This window comes from Candidatus Pelagibacter sp. HIMB1542, from assembly GCF_052047835.1.
In the GTDB taxonomy this organism is placed as follows: Bacteria; Pseudomonadota; Alphaproteobacteria; order Pelagibacterales; family Pelagibacteraceae; genus Pelagibacter.
Window position 1 is genome coordinate 512,766 of sequence record NZ_JBNAJB010000002.1, and the last position, 16,559, is coordinate 529,324.

14 protein-coding genes are annotated in these 16,559 nt (G+C 27.6%); 7 read left to right on the plus strand and 7 right to left on the minus strand.

The window, feature by feature from the left end; all coding sequences use genetic code 11:
- Nucleotides 1-346 precede the first annotated feature (346 nt).
- A complete protein-coding gene (locus tag ACTTBI_RS07020; RefSeq protein WP_440653384.1) occupies nucleotides 347-784 on the minus strand; it encodes a hypothetical protein in 438 nt (145 codons plus the stop codon).
- A 48-nt stretch (nucleotides 785-832) separates the two neighbouring features.
- Here ACTTBI_RS07020 and ACTTBI_RS07025 point away from each other — a divergent pair, with 48 nt between their 5' ends.
- Complete coding sequence (locus ACTTBI_RS07025) at nucleotides 833-1,600, plus strand: HincII family type II restriction endonuclease (RefSeq protein WP_440653385.1); 768 nt, start codon at nucleotides 833-835, stop codon at nucleotides 1,598-1,600.
- Here the strand turns inward: ACTTBI_RS07025 and ACTTBI_RS07030 are convergent.
- Together ACTTBI_RS07030 and ACTTBI_RS07035 are read right to left on the minus strand one after the other, a co-directional pair.
- On the minus strand, nucleotides 1,569-2,930 hold the full coding sequence (locus ACTTBI_RS07030; protein WP_440653386.1) for an Eco57I restriction-modification methylase domain-containing protein: 1,362 nt from the start codon (nucleotides 2,928-2,930) through the stop codon (nucleotides 1,569-1,571). The genes ACTTBI_RS07025 and ACTTBI_RS07030 overlap by 32 nt on opposite strands.
- Before the next feature lie 189 nt (nucleotides 2,931-3,119).
- Nucleotides 3,120-3,368 carry a winged helix-turn-helix domain-containing protein gene (locus ACTTBI_RS07035; RefSeq protein WP_440653387.1) on the minus strand — a complete coding sequence of 83 codons (249 nt, stop codon included), beginning with the start codon at nucleotides 3,366-3,368 and terminating at the stop codon, nucleotides 3,120-3,122.
- A gap of 204 nt (nucleotides 3,369-3,572) precedes the next feature.
- Here ACTTBI_RS07035 and ACTTBI_RS07040 point away from each other — a divergent pair, with 204 nt between their 5' ends.
- Nucleotides 3,573-4,172 carry an AMP-binding protein gene (locus ACTTBI_RS07040; protein ID WP_440653389.1) on the plus strand — a complete coding sequence of 200 codons (600 nt, stop codon included), beginning with the start codon at nucleotides 3,573-3,575 and terminating at the stop codon, nucleotides 4,170-4,172.
- On the plus strand, nucleotides 4,153-5,271 hold the full coding sequence (locus tag ACTTBI_RS07045; protein ID WP_440653391.1) for an AMP-dependent synthetase/ligase: 1,119 nt from the start codon (nucleotides 4,153-4,155) through the stop codon (nucleotides 5,269-5,271). The genes ACTTBI_RS07040 and ACTTBI_RS07045 overlap by 20 nt, the downstream gene beginning before the upstream one ends.
- Before the next feature lie 359 nt (nucleotides 5,272-5,630).
- Here ACTTBI_RS07045 and ACTTBI_RS07050 read toward each other — a convergent pair whose 3' ends face one another.
- Genes ACTTBI_RS07050 through ACTTBI_RS07065 form a run of 4 tightly spaced genes read right to left on the minus strand, consistent with a single transcriptional unit; the run spans nucleotide 5,631 to nucleotide 9,714 of the window.
- On the minus strand, nucleotides 5,631-6,551 hold the full coding sequence (locus tag ACTTBI_RS07050) for a CarD family transcriptional regulator (RefSeq protein ID WP_440653392.1): 921 nt from the start codon (nucleotides 6,549-6,551) through the stop codon (nucleotides 5,631-5,633).
- Complete coding sequence (fdxA, locus tag ACTTBI_RS07055; protein WP_075484280.1) at nucleotides 6,493-6,819, minus strand: ferredoxin FdxA; 327 nt, start codon at nucleotides 6,817-6,819, stop codon at nucleotides 6,493-6,495. Before fdxA ends, ACTTBI_RS07050 begins: the two co-directional genes overlap by 59 nt.
- The gene (locus ACTTBI_RS07060) at nucleotides 6,816-7,232 is read right to left on the minus strand and encodes a TerB family tellurite resistance protein (RefSeq protein ID WP_440653393.1); all 417 of its coding nucleotides are present in this window, start codon (nucleotides 7,230-7,232) and stop codon (nucleotides 6,816-6,818) included. Before ACTTBI_RS07060 ends, fdxA begins: the two co-directional genes overlap by 4 nt.
- 4 nt (nucleotides 7,233-7,236) lie before the next feature.
- Nucleotides 7,237-9,714 carry a helicase-related protein gene (locus tag ACTTBI_RS07065; protein ID WP_440653394.1) on the minus strand — a complete coding sequence of 826 codons (2,478 nt, stop codon included), beginning with the start codon at nucleotides 9,712-9,714 and terminating at the stop codon, nucleotides 7,237-7,239.
- A 174-nt stretch (nucleotides 9,715-9,888) separates the two neighbouring features.
- Between ACTTBI_RS07065 and ACTTBI_RS07070 the strand changes: the two genes are divergently transcribed.
- The 4 genes from ACTTBI_RS07070 to ACTTBI_RS07085 all read left to right on the plus strand — a co-directional run bounded on the left by ACTTBI_RS07070 (nucleotide 9,889) and on the right by ACTTBI_RS07085 (nucleotide 16,558).
- Nucleotides 9,889-11,850: an acetoacetate--CoA ligase gene (locus tag ACTTBI_RS07070; protein WP_440653396.1), complete on the plus strand. Its 1,962-nt coding sequence runs from the start codon at nucleotides 9,889-9,891 to the stop codon at nucleotides 11,848-11,850.
- A complete protein-coding gene (locus tag ACTTBI_RS07075; RefSeq protein ID WP_440653397.1) occupies nucleotides 11,851-13,077 on the plus strand; it encodes a pyridoxal phosphate-dependent aminotransferase in 1,227 nt (408 codons plus the stop codon). It abuts the gene before it with no gap.
- 82 nt (nucleotides 13,078-13,159) lie between these two features.
- On the plus strand, nucleotides 13,160-14,164 hold the full coding sequence (locus tag ACTTBI_RS07080) for a TAXI family TRAP transporter solute-binding subunit (RefSeq protein ID WP_262590104.1): 1,005 nt from the start codon (nucleotides 13,160-13,162) through the stop codon (nucleotides 14,162-14,164).
- Nucleotides 14,165-14,236: 72 nt separating this feature from the next.
- A complete protein-coding gene (locus tag ACTTBI_RS07085) occupies nucleotides 14,237-16,558 on the plus strand; it encodes a TRAP transporter permease (RefSeq protein ID WP_440653398.1) in 2,322 nt (773 codons plus the stop codon).
- Nucleotide 16,559: the final 1 nt, after the last annotated feature.

The following is a 16,559-nucleotide window of genomic DNA, read 5'->3' on the forward strand; positions in this document are numbered from 1 at the left end:
AATTTAAACCACGCAGTACTCTACTGCTTAATCAATCCAATCAGCATACTATCAACGCTATACGACGCAGTATTGAAGCATTAAAGCTGCGTTTAAGAAGTGAACGTGAAAGAGCAAAGCGTTTTAAAAACAATCATATTATTAAATCATTAAACTACTGATTTTGACTCAAAAACAGTAGAAATCAGTATTCGAAGTTGTTTTCTTTTTCTATTATTTGAATTGATGAGAGGTATAGTTTGAATACTTTAGACAATAGTTATGGATAAAGGTTATTATGAATAACCAATTTATATTTCCATAAACTAATTCAAAAAAGCATCGCTGATTAGAATTTTTATATTGCCTAGTGAGTAAGATGAGAAGTTTCTGTATTAATTGTTTCTGTGCCTAATTTATAAGTTTCATGTCCAACATATTTAGCAACTGCTACATTGTCATTGATTAATTCTATTTTTGAATACTTGCCACTTTCTCTCATTTCAAACCAAATTAAATTTAAAACAGCATTAAATTTTTGTGTATCTTCAAATATTGGACATTTTGCCAAAAAATGAAAATGTAAGTTTGTGTTTGAATAACCTACGTGATTAAAACAAATTCTTTCAATTCTATTTCTTCTATTGCTACCAAAATAGTGACTGTCCACTCTATTCCAAAAGTGTTGAAAACTTTTTTGTTTAATATTGTCCTTAAAATGATTTTTAAATGATAAAGAACCAAAAATATCAAATTTGTGTTTATTCAACCAAGTATTCATTTCATAGTATATATTTTGTTTCATAAATATATTTATATTCCTGTCATACTTTATTTATGATAATCATCATTAATGAGCATCAAATTTGAAAAGAAATATTTTGATGAGTTGGCTAATTTAAAAATAAATAAGCCACAAGGACAGCTTTCAGGACATAATTCTGGGGAACCTTTTTGTGATGAAATATATAATTTTTTAAAAAAAAAAAATAATAATAATATTTTTAAACAATATGAGTATTTAAATCAGCTTTTAAAACAAAATAGTTCAAAAAAAACAGCACAAGAGAGGCTTGAATTATTCAAAGGAACTTTTGGTTTTATAATTAATCGTGGAAAAACTTCACTTGACAAGTGGACGCCCAAAGCAATGTTTGAGGAAAAACAAAATGATACTGCGGATATTCTTTTTATAGACGATAAAGTGAATATTATAATTGATGTTAAAACCAAAAATATTTCAAAAAAAGGACAACCTCCCAATATAATTTCAGCCTATAAAATGGCTCATATTGCTGAGTCTATTATTAATAATAATGATGGAAATAAAATAGATATTAATTACATAGGAATTGATTGGGAGCTAAATGGTAATTTTTTAGATTTAAAAGAAATTGTTGTAAGAGATCTATTCAAAATTACACCAGAAAAAATTTATATTAATTGGGCTGCCGCCTTACAAATTCAATTTGATGTTAGCACTATTGATCAAAATTATACAAAAAGTAAAAAAGATTGGGCATCAGATTATCTAAAAACTTATATAAAAAGTGTTCAAAATAGAAAAAAAATACTTGATAAAAAGTTTATTAATCCTTTTTTATATTTATTAGATCATTAACGAGGAGATCTATAGCCTTAGAATTTTTTGTATTATATTCACTTAGATTTTTATCTGTATAATAAACTATTTTATCATAAATTTTAGTTTCAGATTTATTTTTCCAATCAATTAATTTTATTGGAATATTTTTTAAAGGCTCTTCTGAAAATTCTAATACATTTCCTCTGTTATTGTTATTTATAAAAATCCATTTTTTTACAACTGAAGAATTTAAAAAACCTAATACATATCTTATATCCTCTTTTAATTCTTCGTTTATAAAAATTGATGTAACATCTTGTGTTAAAAGATATTTTTCATCAACCAATGAAAAATTTATATCCTCATAACTTTTAATTCTTAGCTTACAAGGGATACAAATTTTTTTTTGATCTGTTTTTTGTAGTTTATAACTTCTTAAAAATGACCAATCCCAATAATTTATTCCATTTTTATAATCATACCTTTCCAATAACTTTGTTTTAAAAGGTTCAAAATGATCATAAAAATTAGGAAATTCTTTTTTAAAATTTTTTGTATTAGCATCATTTAATAAAATATATTTTTGAGAATTTATGAATTTATATTTTATAAGATGTTTTGATTTAACAATTGAAACTAAATATTTCTTTTCTATTTTATTTAATTTAGAATATAAAATATCATTACAAATAAAGGCTTTATCAAAACCACTAACCAACCCATTTGCTATAGTAGATATTTTTTCAAGAGTGTTAGGATTATTACTAGAGAATAATTCTTTTTCTCTTTCAAATTTAATACAAGAAACTTCTAACTGATCACATTCGTCAATTAAGTTTTTTTTGAATAGCAGCCATTTTTTGTTTAATTTAAATTGATCAATTTCAAAAAAATCAAAGTGTTGATCAATATTTAAAAAAATATTTTCTAAAGTGTCAATTTTATTAAAATTTTCTTTTATCTTAAATAACTTAATTTTTGGCTTAATTTTTTTTTTTATTATCTTAAAAATAATAAAAGAACTTTTAACACTTTTGAAAATATCTACTTCATTTAAATAATAAATTTCATCTATGTAGCAGTCATTTATTATTAGGTTTCTTAAGTTCTGAGAATGTAAGTTTTTAAACCAATATTCTGGAGTAATAAAAATTAATTCACCTTCATCTTTAAGTAAATGAATAGACTTTAATATAAAAATATATAAATAATCACATAGTCTATTAAAATTATTCTTCCACAGTATGTTCGTATCTAGTTCATTTTTAAGTTTTTTATTTAGATTTTTCCATCTTATGTATGGGGGATTTCCAATGATAACATCAAATTTTTCTTTAAATTCAGATGATATAAAACTTTGATTCACCGCGTAAGATGGACAAAATCTTTTGTCTATTTCAAAAGCAGTGATGTGATTAAATTTTTTTTTTAATAATTCATCACAAAAAATACCCTCACCACAAGATGGCTCTAGTATTTTAGGTTTTTTTTTTTAATTAAACCTATCATAAATTCCACTATAAATTTGGGAGTAAAAAACTGTCCTAAATCTTTTTTAGTCTCCATCATATCTCCATTTACCATCAGAAGTTCTCAAAAACCTAGGTTTAAGTTTTCTCTTCGTTCTTCTAATTCCTTCGTTGATGAAATCTGCGTTCATAGTAGCATGTGGAGTTTTACCATTTACTTTAATAAGATTTCTTCTCATTGCTATCTCTACTATTTCTCTAGAAGTTAAAGGTATTTTTCTTTCTTTAAAAATTTTAGTAGCAGCTTGAATTTTGGATAAATATTTATTTTTCATTATAAAATCAAAGTATACAATAAAGATTAGGTTTTCAATTAAAAAGTCAACTAAATTTCCTTTTTTAGATCGTACACTTGTCGTACACTAAAAAAAAACATAATATTCATTCAATAAATTAAGGAGTAATAGTGAACGCGTATAACTCAAAATCGTGTTTCGCAAGAAGTGAGAGTTCGATTCTCTCTTCGCCCACCAAAGTTTATGAATATAAAAAACTATAATAATCTTTTAGAATTATTTTATAATCAGTATACAAAAGAAAAAGCAGATCAAATTTTTCTAAAATCCTTAAAAAATCCAAACGATAAATTTTCTTGGAGAGATACTTATTTGAATATTATAAAATTAAGCAATGAGCTTAAATCTTTAATTCAAAAAAAAGATAGATGTTTATTAATTTCAGAAAATAGACCTGAATGGATGATATCTGATTTAGCGATAATGTTAGCAGGTGGAATTACTGTGCCAGCCTATACCACTTATACCGAAAGAGATTATGAATATTTAATTAATGATTGTAATCCATCAGTAATAATTGTCTCAGATCAAGTTCAATATAATAAAATTAAAAATATAATTTCTATAAAGCCATTTATAAAAAAGGTTATCACCTTTGATCAAATTGACAGTCAATCTGATACTATATGCGTTAAAGACATTTTTTTGAGGAACGACTGTGAAGAGATAGATTTTTTAAAATTAGAAATTTCAAGAAAAGATGTAGCTTGTATTATTTATACATCAGGAACCCAAGGTAACCCCAAGGGAGTAATGCTTAGTCATGGGGGGGATTTTAAATAATTGTGAAGGTTCTATTTCACTTTTAAAAGAGATAATATCTTACAAACCTAAATTCCTAACTTGGTTACCATTATCTCATTCTTATGAACACACCGTTCAGTTTGTCCAAATAGCAATAGGTGCCGAAGTTTACTACGCAGAAAGTATAGATAAGCTAATTAAAAATATGGGGGAGTGTAGTCCAGATATTATGACAGCTGTTCCAAGATTTTATCAGAATCTGTATCAAAAAATTAATTCAACTTTTAATAAAGCTACTGGCTTTAAAAAATCTCTAATAAACAAAATGCTATATCTAGGAGAAAAAGTACTAACAAATCAAAAACTTACTTTTTTTGAAAAAGTGCAAAATACAATCTGTGAAACAATAGTTAGAAAAAAAATAAAAGCTCAGTTTGGAGGTTCTTTAAAAGCATTCATTTCTGGAGGAGGTGCGCTAGATAAAGAAGTGGGTGTTTTTTTAAATTCGATAGGTTTACCGACTTTGCAAGGGTATGGGTTAACTGAAACTTCTCCAGTTGTAAGTTGTAACCCAATAAAAGATATAAGGATAGATACAGTAGGTCCTGCTTTTAGTGGTAATGAGGTGAAAATTGCTGATGATGGTGAAATTCTGGTTAAAGGTGAAAACGTTATGTTAGGTTATTGGAATAAAAAGGAAGAGACTGAAAAAGTTTTAAAGGATGGCTGGTTATACACTGGAGATATAGGACATTTTGAAAGCGGATACTTAAAAATTACTGATAGAAAAAAAGATATTTTAATTACACCAGGTGGTGACAATATTTCTCCTGTAAAAATTGAAAATGACTTACTGAAGATTGAATATGTAGACCAAGCATTAGTTTATGGAGATAACAAACCATATTTAATAGCTATTTTAGTTTTAAATAATAATGAAAGCAATGTGTCAGATGAAAACATTTCAAAAGAAATAGAAACAATAAATAAAAACTTATCTAAGATAGAAAAAATTAAAAAGTTTTTTGTAATTAAAGATCAATTTACAATTGAAAATGGATTAATGACACCAACTTTAAAGTTAAAAAGATATAAAATTATTGAAAAGTATAAAAGTGAAATAGAAAAACTTTATTAAATTTCTTTAAATTAAGAGTTTATTTACCGCATAAACATTAACTAAATTAATAAAAAAATTTTTTATAAAAAATAAAAAATAAAAAATATTTTTTTTAAAATTCGCTTTTAATTAATGATTTGACATAAGTTGTATAAAAAAATAAAAATAAGTTAACAGCGAATCAATTTGATTCGTTAAACTAAAAAGGGAGCTAAAGATGCCTAAGAAAAGAAAAAAAGCGGCAAAGAAAACTAAGAAAAAAGCTAAGAAAAAAGCAAAGAAAAAAGCTAAAAAGGCTAAGAAAAGAAGAAAATAATAACTTAGTATTCTTTACAAAAAACGCTTCTCATAACTTTTTGTGTGAGAGGCGTTTTTTTTTATTCGTCTAAAGGTTCGTCAGTTTCAGAAATAGGCTCTTCGACAGGTAAATCAGCAGTTGGAGTTTTAGGAGTAGCGCTAATAGCTTGTGCTTGTCCACCAACATTTCTCTTTAATGCTTTATCTAATTTTTTTTGAGTGTCTTCTGGTGATAAATTTAAAATTATCTGAAATTCTGATTGCATTCTTTCATAAGCTTTTTCAAAAAGTTGTCTTTCACTATAAGATTGATCAACCATAAGATCATCACCTTTGTTTAGATCTCTTACAACTTCAGCTAATTCATAAATTTTACCTGATGAAATTTTTGCCTCATATTCTTGTGCTCTTCTACTCCACATTGATCTTTTGATTTTTGGCTTACTTTTTAATATAGAAATGCATTTGTTTACTTGATTAATTGTTGCTAAAGGCCTTAGGTGAGACTGTTTGTTAACGGGTACCATACCATTAGCTTTATCTTTTTCAAATTTGATAACGTATGTTTCAACATCAATACCACCGATATTTATTTTTTTAAATTCTGTAATTTGACCAACGCCATGTTTTGGATAAACAACATAATCTTTAATTTTAAATTCTCTTTTTTCAGTTTCTTGTTTTTTAACTTTTTTTATCTCAGGTTTAACCTCATTAGTTTTTGATATTCTTAAATTATCAACTTTCGGTTCATCTGGCGTTTCAGTAGTTTTTGAAACTTTTTTTATTTTAGGAGATTTATTTGGAATTTTTTTTAATACTTTTTTAGCTTTTTTTACTACTACTTTTTTGACTTTTTTAGTTTTAGTTTTTACAACTTTTTTAACTTTAGTTACTTTTTTCTTTTTAACTTTTTTTGTCATTTCTTTATCTGATTTACCTTTAAAGATTTTCTTTAAAATACTTTTCGTACTTATTTTGCTCATTTTTAAATTTTTCATGATCCGCTGGGGGATCTTTTTTCTCACTTATGTTTGGCCAGATTTCTGAATATTTTTTATTGATCTCTAACCATTTTTCGCTTCCAGGTTCTGTATCTGCTTTTATAGCATCAACGGGGCACTCTGGCTCACAAACGCCACAATCTATACACTCATCCGGTTTAATTACAAGCATATTTTTACCTTCATAAAAACAATCAACCGGACAAACGTCTACACAATCAGTAAGCTTACACTTAATACAATTATCGTTTACAATATAAGTCACTCTTTACTTTCCTCTTTTAATCTATGCTTAATATCCCCCATAGTTTTACTGTCAATGTATAAAAGTCCCGCTAATCTTCTCATAAGATTTGTTTCATACATATCCGCATCTTTATTAGAATAAATAATTGACCAAAGAGCTTCCACTATTTTAATTTTATCTTTTTCAGGTAAATTTTTAATTTCTCTTGTGAAGTCTAAAATTTGGTTTGAATTTTCCTCAATAATTTTTGCATCTTGTATAGTTTTTGTGATTTTTTCACTTTCAAGGCCCAACTCTAGAAGTGTTTTTTTAATTATTTCCTCCTCTTTGTCAGTATAATTTTCATCTATTTTTGCAGCATGGATTAATAAAGCACAAACTTTTACTATAAAATTATTCTCTTCTTTTTTATCTGTCTTTTTAAAAAACATAAAATTAACCTAGCTTGAGATTTTTAAGAACTTTAAATGGATTTTCATTTGAAACTTTTTTGTTCTGTATTTTTTTAAATTTTTTAACAGGATTATATTTAAAAAACATGTCTTGTTCTTTCTCATAAGTTTTATAACCCATTTTTTGTAATAATTTTTTAAAGTTCTCTTTGCTGCACCCTAAAAGATTTAACATTTCAGGTATCATTTTTATTTCATTATTTTCTTTTGAAGTAGCATTAATAATTTGTACAAAGAGTCTTTCAAGAATATCTATTCTTACAAAAAGATTATCAAATTTTTCAAATCCACAGAGAAGCATAAAGTTTTTATTTTGAGAATCTTTATCTTCTAAAAAATTTAATCCAAAAGTTGGTGGTTTTAAATTATAGAATTTTTGATGAAAATTTTTCCACAATAAGGTTCTTAAAGATACAGCATCTGGTTTTATAAGCTGATAAAGGAATACATGGTATCTTCCAAATTTTACACCCAATTCTCTAAGTACTTTTCTATCTATTTGTTCAAGATTTTTTAAATAATCAGAAACTTGTTCTCTTTTTAAAACACCATTATTTTCATAAAGCTGATAAGCTAAAGCTTTAATCGAAGACTTATCTTCTTTAATGTTTTTTAAATCTATTAAACTTTTCAAGACATCGCCTATTTTAGAGTTTAACCATTTTTGAATAAAATCATTTAGTTTTTGTTTTGGATTTTGTTCAATAATGTCATCAACAACTAAAGTAAAATTAGGACTTAAATAATCATTTCCTGGTAACAGTCTAGCAATTGGAAATTCATTCCAATATATTTTAAAATCCTCTTTTAAATCTATTAATCCTGTATCTACAATTGACTGAATTCTTTTATCAAACTCAGGTCCAATTGATTGTCTAGCAGCTTTTTTTAATGACTTGATATCAGTTTCAAGAGAGCCTTTTTTTAAATCTAATTCTAATTTCAAACCTTTAATTTTACCAATAAACTGATCATCTATTTTAACGTCATTGTTCTGTAATATTTCAGTTTTGAATTCCATGTCTTGTTTTAAACCTCTTGCAAGTATACTTGCTCTTTTGTCGATAAAAGTCTTGGTAAGTTCTTCATGAAGTCTGTCAGAAAGTCTATCTTCTAAATGTTTTGTTTTTTCTATCCAATAATTTTGATTTTCTACCCAATTATTTTTATTTGAAACATAAGACCAAGTTCTTACATTTGCAATTCTATTTGATAAAGAATCTACATTTCCCTCTAATTTATCAAGTTTCATGAGCTGTAATCTCATGTAATCTTCTGAAATTAGACCTTTTTCACTGTTTAAAAATTTAAAAACATTTCTGATCACTTCATAATGATTGCCGTAGGTTTTTTTAACAAAATCAGGTATCTGACAACATTCCCATAATAATTTGAGAGTTCTTTCGTTAAATTCTAGATTATTTTTTTCATCTTTTATAAAATATTTTAGCGCTCTTTCATCCTCACATTCGTGAACTTTTCTTAACCATTCCATCTGGGGTCTTTCTTCAAGACTTTTAATCAGTGAATTTGGGTTATTGAAATTAAGATCAGAATTTCTCCAGAATAAAGTTCTTATTTCTTCAAATTTATGTCCTTCAATTAATTCCACTTCTTCAGGTGAAATTTCTTTACAATCACCAGTTATTCCAAAACCACCATCATTCAAATATCTTCCAGCTCTTCCCGCTATTTGACCTATTTCAGATAAATTTAATTTTCTTAATTTTTTTCCATCAAATTTTTTAAGATTTGAGAAATATACATAATCTAGATCCATATTTATTCCCATTCCAATAGCGTCAGTGGCTACTAAAAAATCGACATCTCCAGATTGGTAAAGTTCTACTTGAGCATTTCTCGTTTTAGGACTTAATGAACCCATAACTATAGCTGCCCCACCCTTTTGTCTTCTTATTAATTCTGCTATTGCATAAACTTCCTCCGCTGAAAAAGCTATGATTGCAGTTTTTCTATTTATTCTTGATATCTTTTTATGTCCGGCATAAGTGAGTTTTGATAATCTATCTCTATTAACAAATTCTAAATCCTCATTTAATTTCGATATGATGTTTTTAATAGTACTAGAACCCATTAGCATTGTAAGTTTTTCACCTCTTAAATTTAATAATCTATCTGTGAATATGTGACCTCTTTCATGATCTGCACACATTTGAATTTCATCTATGCCCACAAATTCTAAATGTTTTTCAATAGGCATTGATTCTACTGTACATAAATAATATTTTGCGTTTGTAGGAATTATTTTTTCTTCACCAGTAATTAAAGCAACTTTGTCTATACTAATTTTTTTTATTACTTTATCGTAAACCTCTCTTGCTAATAATCTTAATGGGAACCCAATCATTCCGCTGTCAAAAGATAGCATTGTGTCAATTGCAAGATGAGTTTTACCTGTGTTTGTTGGACCAAGAACAGCTTTAATTTTATTTTTAGGCATTTCTATCTTTGGTGTATAATTTTTTTTACCTACCAGATATTGTTAGTGCTAAAGAACAAAAATAGACTAAAACATGACCGAATCGGAGGGTAAAAAGTTCTCATTTTTATATTAATATTAATGAGAATATCATAATTGAGATTAATTCTATAATAGTAATTTAAAAAAATAAAAATGACCAATAAACTTTGGGAAGCATCTTTTAAAGAGAAAAAAAATTCAAATCTTTATGCTTTTGAGAAATTTATTTCAAAAAAAATCAAAAAAAAATTTAATTTAAATTACAAAACTTTTTTAAATTGGACTATTGAAAATTCTCCTGAGTTTTGGAATTATTTTTGGGAATTTTCAGAAATTAAAGGATTGAAAAGTAAAAAAAAAATTAAAAAATCTAAAATATTTTATAAAAATTTATTCTTACCAGGTAGTAAGTTAAATTTTGGTGAGAATTTATTGTCAAAAAATAATGATGATAAGGCGATTACTTTTATAAGCGAAAATGGCTTTAGAGAAGAAAAATCTTGGAGAGAATTAAATTTAAGTACAGGCAAAATTGTAAAGTTTTTAAAGGAAATTAAAATTAAAAAAGGAGATAGAGTTGCAGCTTATATGCCTAATACTATCGAGACAGTTGAGGCGTTTATAGCAGCGAGCACTATAGGAAGCATTTGGTCATCATGCAGTCCTGATTTTGGTATTAAAGGTGTTGTTGAGAGATTTTCTCAAATTAATCCAAAAGTTTTGTTCATTACAGACCAGTATTTTTACAATGGGAAAAAAATTAATGTATTAGAGAGATTATCTGAAATTTTAAAATCTATTCCGTCAATTAAAAATGTTGTGATTGTTAATTATCCTGGAAAAAAATATGTAACTAATAAAAGTAAATATAAGAAAATAAATTTAATTAAATGGCGTGAGATTATTCATAATCAATCTGAAAAAATAAATTTTAAAAAGTATGATTTCGAAAGTGAGTTGACTATTTTATATTCAAGTGGAACAACTGGAAAACCAAAATGTATTTGCCACAGAACTGGTGGAGTTCTTCTTCAACATAAGAAAGAACACCAATTACATTGCGATATAAAAGAAAATGATAACGTGTTTTATTTTACTACTTGTGGTTGGATGATGTGGAATTGGTTAGTAAGCTCGTTAGCTTCAAAGGCATCAATAGTACTTTTTGATGGTTCTCCAATGTATAAATCAAGTGATTTACTTTTAAAAATAGCACAAAGAGAAAAAATTACTCTGTTTGGAATTAGTGCTAAATATATTGATGCTCTAAGAAAATTAGAACCTAATCTTAAATTTAAATATAAACTTCAAAAACTAAAAACAATATGTTCAACAGGTTCTCCTTTATCAAGTGAAGGTTTTAAATATGTTTACAAAAATATTAAAAAGAAAGTTCATCTCTCATCTATTTCGGGTGGTACAGATATTGTATCGTGTTTTGTTTTAGGAAATGTATATCAGCCAGTAAATATTGGTGAAATACAAAATTCTGGCTTAGGTTTAGATGTTGATGTCTTTAATGATAGTGGCAAATCTTTAAAAAATTCTAAAGGTGAACTTGTTTGTAAAAATCCATTTCCATCAATGCCTCTTAAATTTTGGAATGATAAAAATGACGTAAAATATAAAAAAGCTTACTTCAATAAATATAAAAATATTTGGCATCATGGTGATTATGCTGAAAAAAGAAATACTGATGGTTTTATTATACATGGAAGATCTGACACTACCCTTAATCCAGGAGGTGTAAGACTTGGTACTGCTGAAATATATTCTGAGGTTGAAAAGTTTAAAGAAATTAAAGAAGCACTAGTAGTTGGTCAATCTTGGGATAATGATATAAGAATAATTCTTTTTGTTGTAATGAGTAATGAATACATACTTAATGATTCTTTACTTAATAGAATAAAAACTCAAATAAGAATAAATGCATCACCAAGACATGTCCCTAGTAAAGTAATTGTTGTAAAAGATATTCCAAGAACCAAAAGTGGTAAAATTGTTGAGCTTGCAGTTAAAAGCACTATAGAAGGAAGTGTTGTTAAAAATAAAGAAGCTTTAGCAAACCCAGAAGTTTTAAAACAATACAAAAATTTGAAACAGTTAAGTTATTAAATGTTAAAAAATATAGTTAAAGATTTAAAACCATCTTCTACGCTAGCAATTAATGAAGCTTCAAAAAAACTTGAAGATGAAGGAAAAAAAATATTTAAATTTGGTTTTGGACAATCACCCTTTAAAGTTCCTCAAGACGTAGTAGAGGAGCTTAAAAATAATGCGTATCAAAACAAATATTTGCCCATGCAAGGTCTTTCAGAGCTAAGACAGTCTGTTGCAAAATACACATCAAAGAAAAAAAATTATGAATATAATTCTAAAAATGTTATCATAGGACCAGGCTCTAAAGAGTTGATGTTTTTACTTCATGTAATATTCGATGGTGAAATTATATTACCTGCACCAAGTTGGGTTTCTTACGCGCCACAAGCAATATTAGGAAGAAACAAAATTCAAATTTTACAAACAAAAAGAGAAAATAATTGGTTCCCTACAGCTCAAGAAATAGAGGAAGTAATATTAAAAGATAAAAATAAAAATTATTTATTATTTTTAAATTCCCCCAATAATCCTTCAGGACAAGTTTGTGAAAATTTGGAAGAGATTTCTAATGTTGCAAATAAACATAATCTTATAATTTTATCTGATGAGATATATTCAGAACTGACTTTTACAAAAAATTATAAGTCTATTTCAAATTTTTGTCCTGAAAAAACAATTATCAGTACCGGCCTAAGTAAATGGTGTGGAGCTGGTGGTTGGAGATTGGGATATTTTATTGTTCCAGAGAGCTTAAATGACATAAAAAATATGATTAATGTTTTAGCCAGTGAAACCTTTTCAGCAGTAAGTGCGCCCATCCAATATGCTGCAATAAAAGCATATGAAAACAATCATAGTAAATACATTAATAAATCTAGAAACATTTTAAAGGCTGTCGGCAATTATGTTTATCAAAATTTAAAATCAAACAAAATTTTAATTAATGAACCCCAAGGAGGTTTCTATTTAATGCCTGAATTTTTAAATTCTAAATTTAAAACTTCATCAGAAATGTGTGAAAATATTTTAAAAGAAACAGGTGTTGCTTTATTACCTGGATCAGATTTTGGATTTAATGAAAGTAAAATGCTTGCAAGATTAAGCTTTACTGATTTTGATGGAGAAAAATTCATGAATAGTATTAAGGAAGATCAATCTATTGATTTTAATATAATCGAAAAGTTAGCACCCAAGGTTATAGAAGGTGTTGATAATTTAAAAAAATGGTCAGAAAATCTTTAAAATCAGCCTATACATCTATTGTAATTTTTTGGTAAGATTAATTTATAAAAAATAACGACATACAAATAGAGAGGGAAAAATAATGAAAAAAATAATAACATCCCTATCAAGTGCTTTACTGATTTTATTTGCATCACTGTCCTTAACTACAGTTGCTAAATCAGCTGAGTTCTTCACGATAGGAACTGGTGGACCTACTGGAGTATATTTCCAAACAGGTAACGCTATATGTAAAATGCTTCATAAATCAGCAATTAGTGCTGAGCACGGTAGAAAAAAAGGCACAGCTAAAGCGTATAGATGTACTGCTCCATCGACAGGTGGTTCAAACTACAATATTGGACAAATAGCAGCTGGAGAATTTCAATTTGGTGTAGCTCAATCTGACTGGCAATATCACGCAGTGAATGGTTCAAGCAAATGGGAAGGAAAACAATTTAGTGATTTGAGAGCTGTGTTTTCAGTTCACAACGAACCTTTTCAAATTTGGGCTAGAAAAAAAGCAAGAATTAAAGATTTTGCAGATCTAGAAGGTAAAGTAGTAAACATTGGTAACCCTGGTTCAGGTCAGAGAGGAACTATGGAAGAACTAATGAAAGCTATGGGTGTTGATAATAGTTTCTTTAAATCAACGACAGAGTTAACTTCTTCAGAGCAAGTGAAAGCTTTATGTGATGGTAAAATTGATGCATTTGGTTATTCGGTTGGATTTCCAAATGGTGCAATGGAACAAGCCGCAACTTGTGCTGCTAAAGCATCTCCAATCAATTTGACTGGACCAGAAGTTCAAGGCTTAATTGATGGTGCTGATTATTATGCACAGGCTGTAATTCCTAAAGGCACTTATACTAAACAGAAAAAAGATGCTACTACATTTGGTGTTAAAGCAACTGTGGTAACTTCAGCAGATGTTTCTGAAGAACTAGTGTACTTAGTTACAAAAGCAGTTTTTGAAAACTTTGACGATTTCAAAAAACAACATCCAGCATTTGGATTTTTGGAAAAGAAAAACATGATTAAAGATGGTTTATCTGCTCCACTACATCCTGGTGCAATTAAATATTATAAAGAAGCTGGATTAATGTAATCTAAGTTTTTTACTTTTTAAAAGGCCTGGTAATTTTTACCGGGCCTTTTTTTTATGGTATGAATATTTCTTATGAGTGATTCAATTAGCACCAATATAAAAAATAAAATAAGCGAAGATTTATCACCAACCAGAAACATTACTGGATTTCATTTAAAGGTAGTTTCTGCAATAGCTATCATTTGGTCTTTATTTCAACTTTGGTACGCATCACCATTTCCATTTATGTTGAATATTGGAATGTTTAAAGGTTTACCTGCGAGAGCAATACATTTAGGATTTGCATTAACTTTAGCATTTTTAATCTACCCAGTAGCAAAAGGAAAAAAAATTTCATTTTTTGATATTATTATAAGTTTTGTGGGCGCTTTTTCTTGTCTCTATATTTATTTTTTTTATGATCAATTAGTAGAGAGGGGTGGTGTTCTTTTAAGTTTGAAAATCACTGATACATTCAATTTTCCAGTGGAATTAATTTTAGGAGGATGTGGTATTTTAATACTTTTAGAGGCCACAAGAAGAGCAATTGGATTACCTTTGGTAATCATTGCAACTTGTTTTTTATTATTTTCATATTTTGGAAGGTATGCACCAGAGATAATTTCTCATGGAGGCTTGTCTTTAAATAGATTAGTAGGATTTCAATGGTTGGATCAAGAGGCAATATTTGGAATCCCTATTGGTGTTTCTGTAGATTTTATTTTTCTGTTCGTTTTATTTGGTGCCTTACTCGAAACAGCAGGTGGAGGTAAATATTTTTTAGATTTAGCCTTTGCGATGGTTGGTAAAATGAGAGGTGGACCAGCCAAAGCTGCAATTCTAGGTTCAGGAATGACTGGTTTAATCTCAGGATCATCAATTGCTAATACCGTAACTACAGGAACATTTACTATTCCAATAATGAAAAAAACAGGTTTCTCTAAAGAAAAGGCAGGTGCAATTGAGGTTTCATCATCTGTAAATGGACAAATAATGCCGCCTGTGATGGGTGCCGCAGCATTTGTAATGGCAAGTTTTATTGGGGTTACTTATTTTGAAATAGTTAAACATGCTTTTTTACCTGCAATTATTTCTTATATTGCTCTATTTTATATATCTCACCTAGAAGCTCTAAAATTAAATCTCAAAGGAATGGACGATGCCGATGTTCCTAATTTGAAAAAAACATTTTTATCTGGAATTCACTTTTTAATTCCTATTTTTGTTTTAATTTATACTCTTGTTTATTTAAGGTTCACTGCTTCGTATTCAATTTTTTATGCAACAATTACTTTAATTTTAGTAAATCTAATTAACTTAATTATTAAAAATAATTACTCTAAAGATTCTTTTAAAGAATGGTTTAATCAAACAATCGTTGGTTTTGAAAAAGGGGCATTGAATATGGTAGCAGTTGGTATAGCAATTGCTACAGCTGGTATCATAGTAGGTGCAGTTGGCTCAACAGGCTTAAGTACAAACTTAATTATTGTTATCGAATCTATTGCTAAAGATAACGTCACAATACTATTATTTTTAACAATAATTTTATGTTTGTTGTTAGGAATGGGTTTACCAACTACAGCAAACTATGTTGTGGTTGCATCTTTGATGGCAACTGTTTTAGTTGATGTTGGAAATGCATCTGGGTTTATTTTTCCACTTATAGCAGTTCATTTATTTGTTTTTTACTTTGGACTGATGGCAGATGTAACACCACCAGTAGGACTAGCTTCTTATGCAGCTGCAGGAATATCTGGAGGAGACCCATTAAGGACTGGAGTTCAAGCATTTTGGTATAGTTTAAGAACAGGAATATTACCAATAGTCTTTTTGTTTAATCATGAACTTTTACTTATTGGTATTGAGAATATATGGCATGGGCTTATTGTTATTATAACATCATTAATCGGAATTTTAGTTTTTACATCAGCAACTCAAGGTTGGTTTGTAAATAGACTTAAATGGTATGAGATAATTATTTTTTTAATTATTTCTATTTCTTTATTGTCTCCAGATTTTGTTTTAAATAAATTTTACCCAAAATATAATTATCAAGAAATTAATAAAATCAATTCATTAAAATTTGATTCAAAAAAAGAAATCCAAATTAAAGTAACAAGACCCAGTTTATATGGAGAAAGATATAAACTTTTTGTAATATCAAAAAATACCTTTGAAGATCATTTTACTCTAGAGGATTATGGGATTACTTTATTGGTGCAAGATGAAAAAATAATTGTTGATAATTTAAAATGGAATGGAGAGGCAAAAAAAAATGGTTTTGAAATGGGTGATTATATTAGTGAATTCAAAATTGAAAACTTTGATAGACCATCGAAAAATATAGTTTATCCAATCGCTTTAATTTTATTAGTTATTTGTGGATATTTTAATATCAGAAGAAAAGAATAAA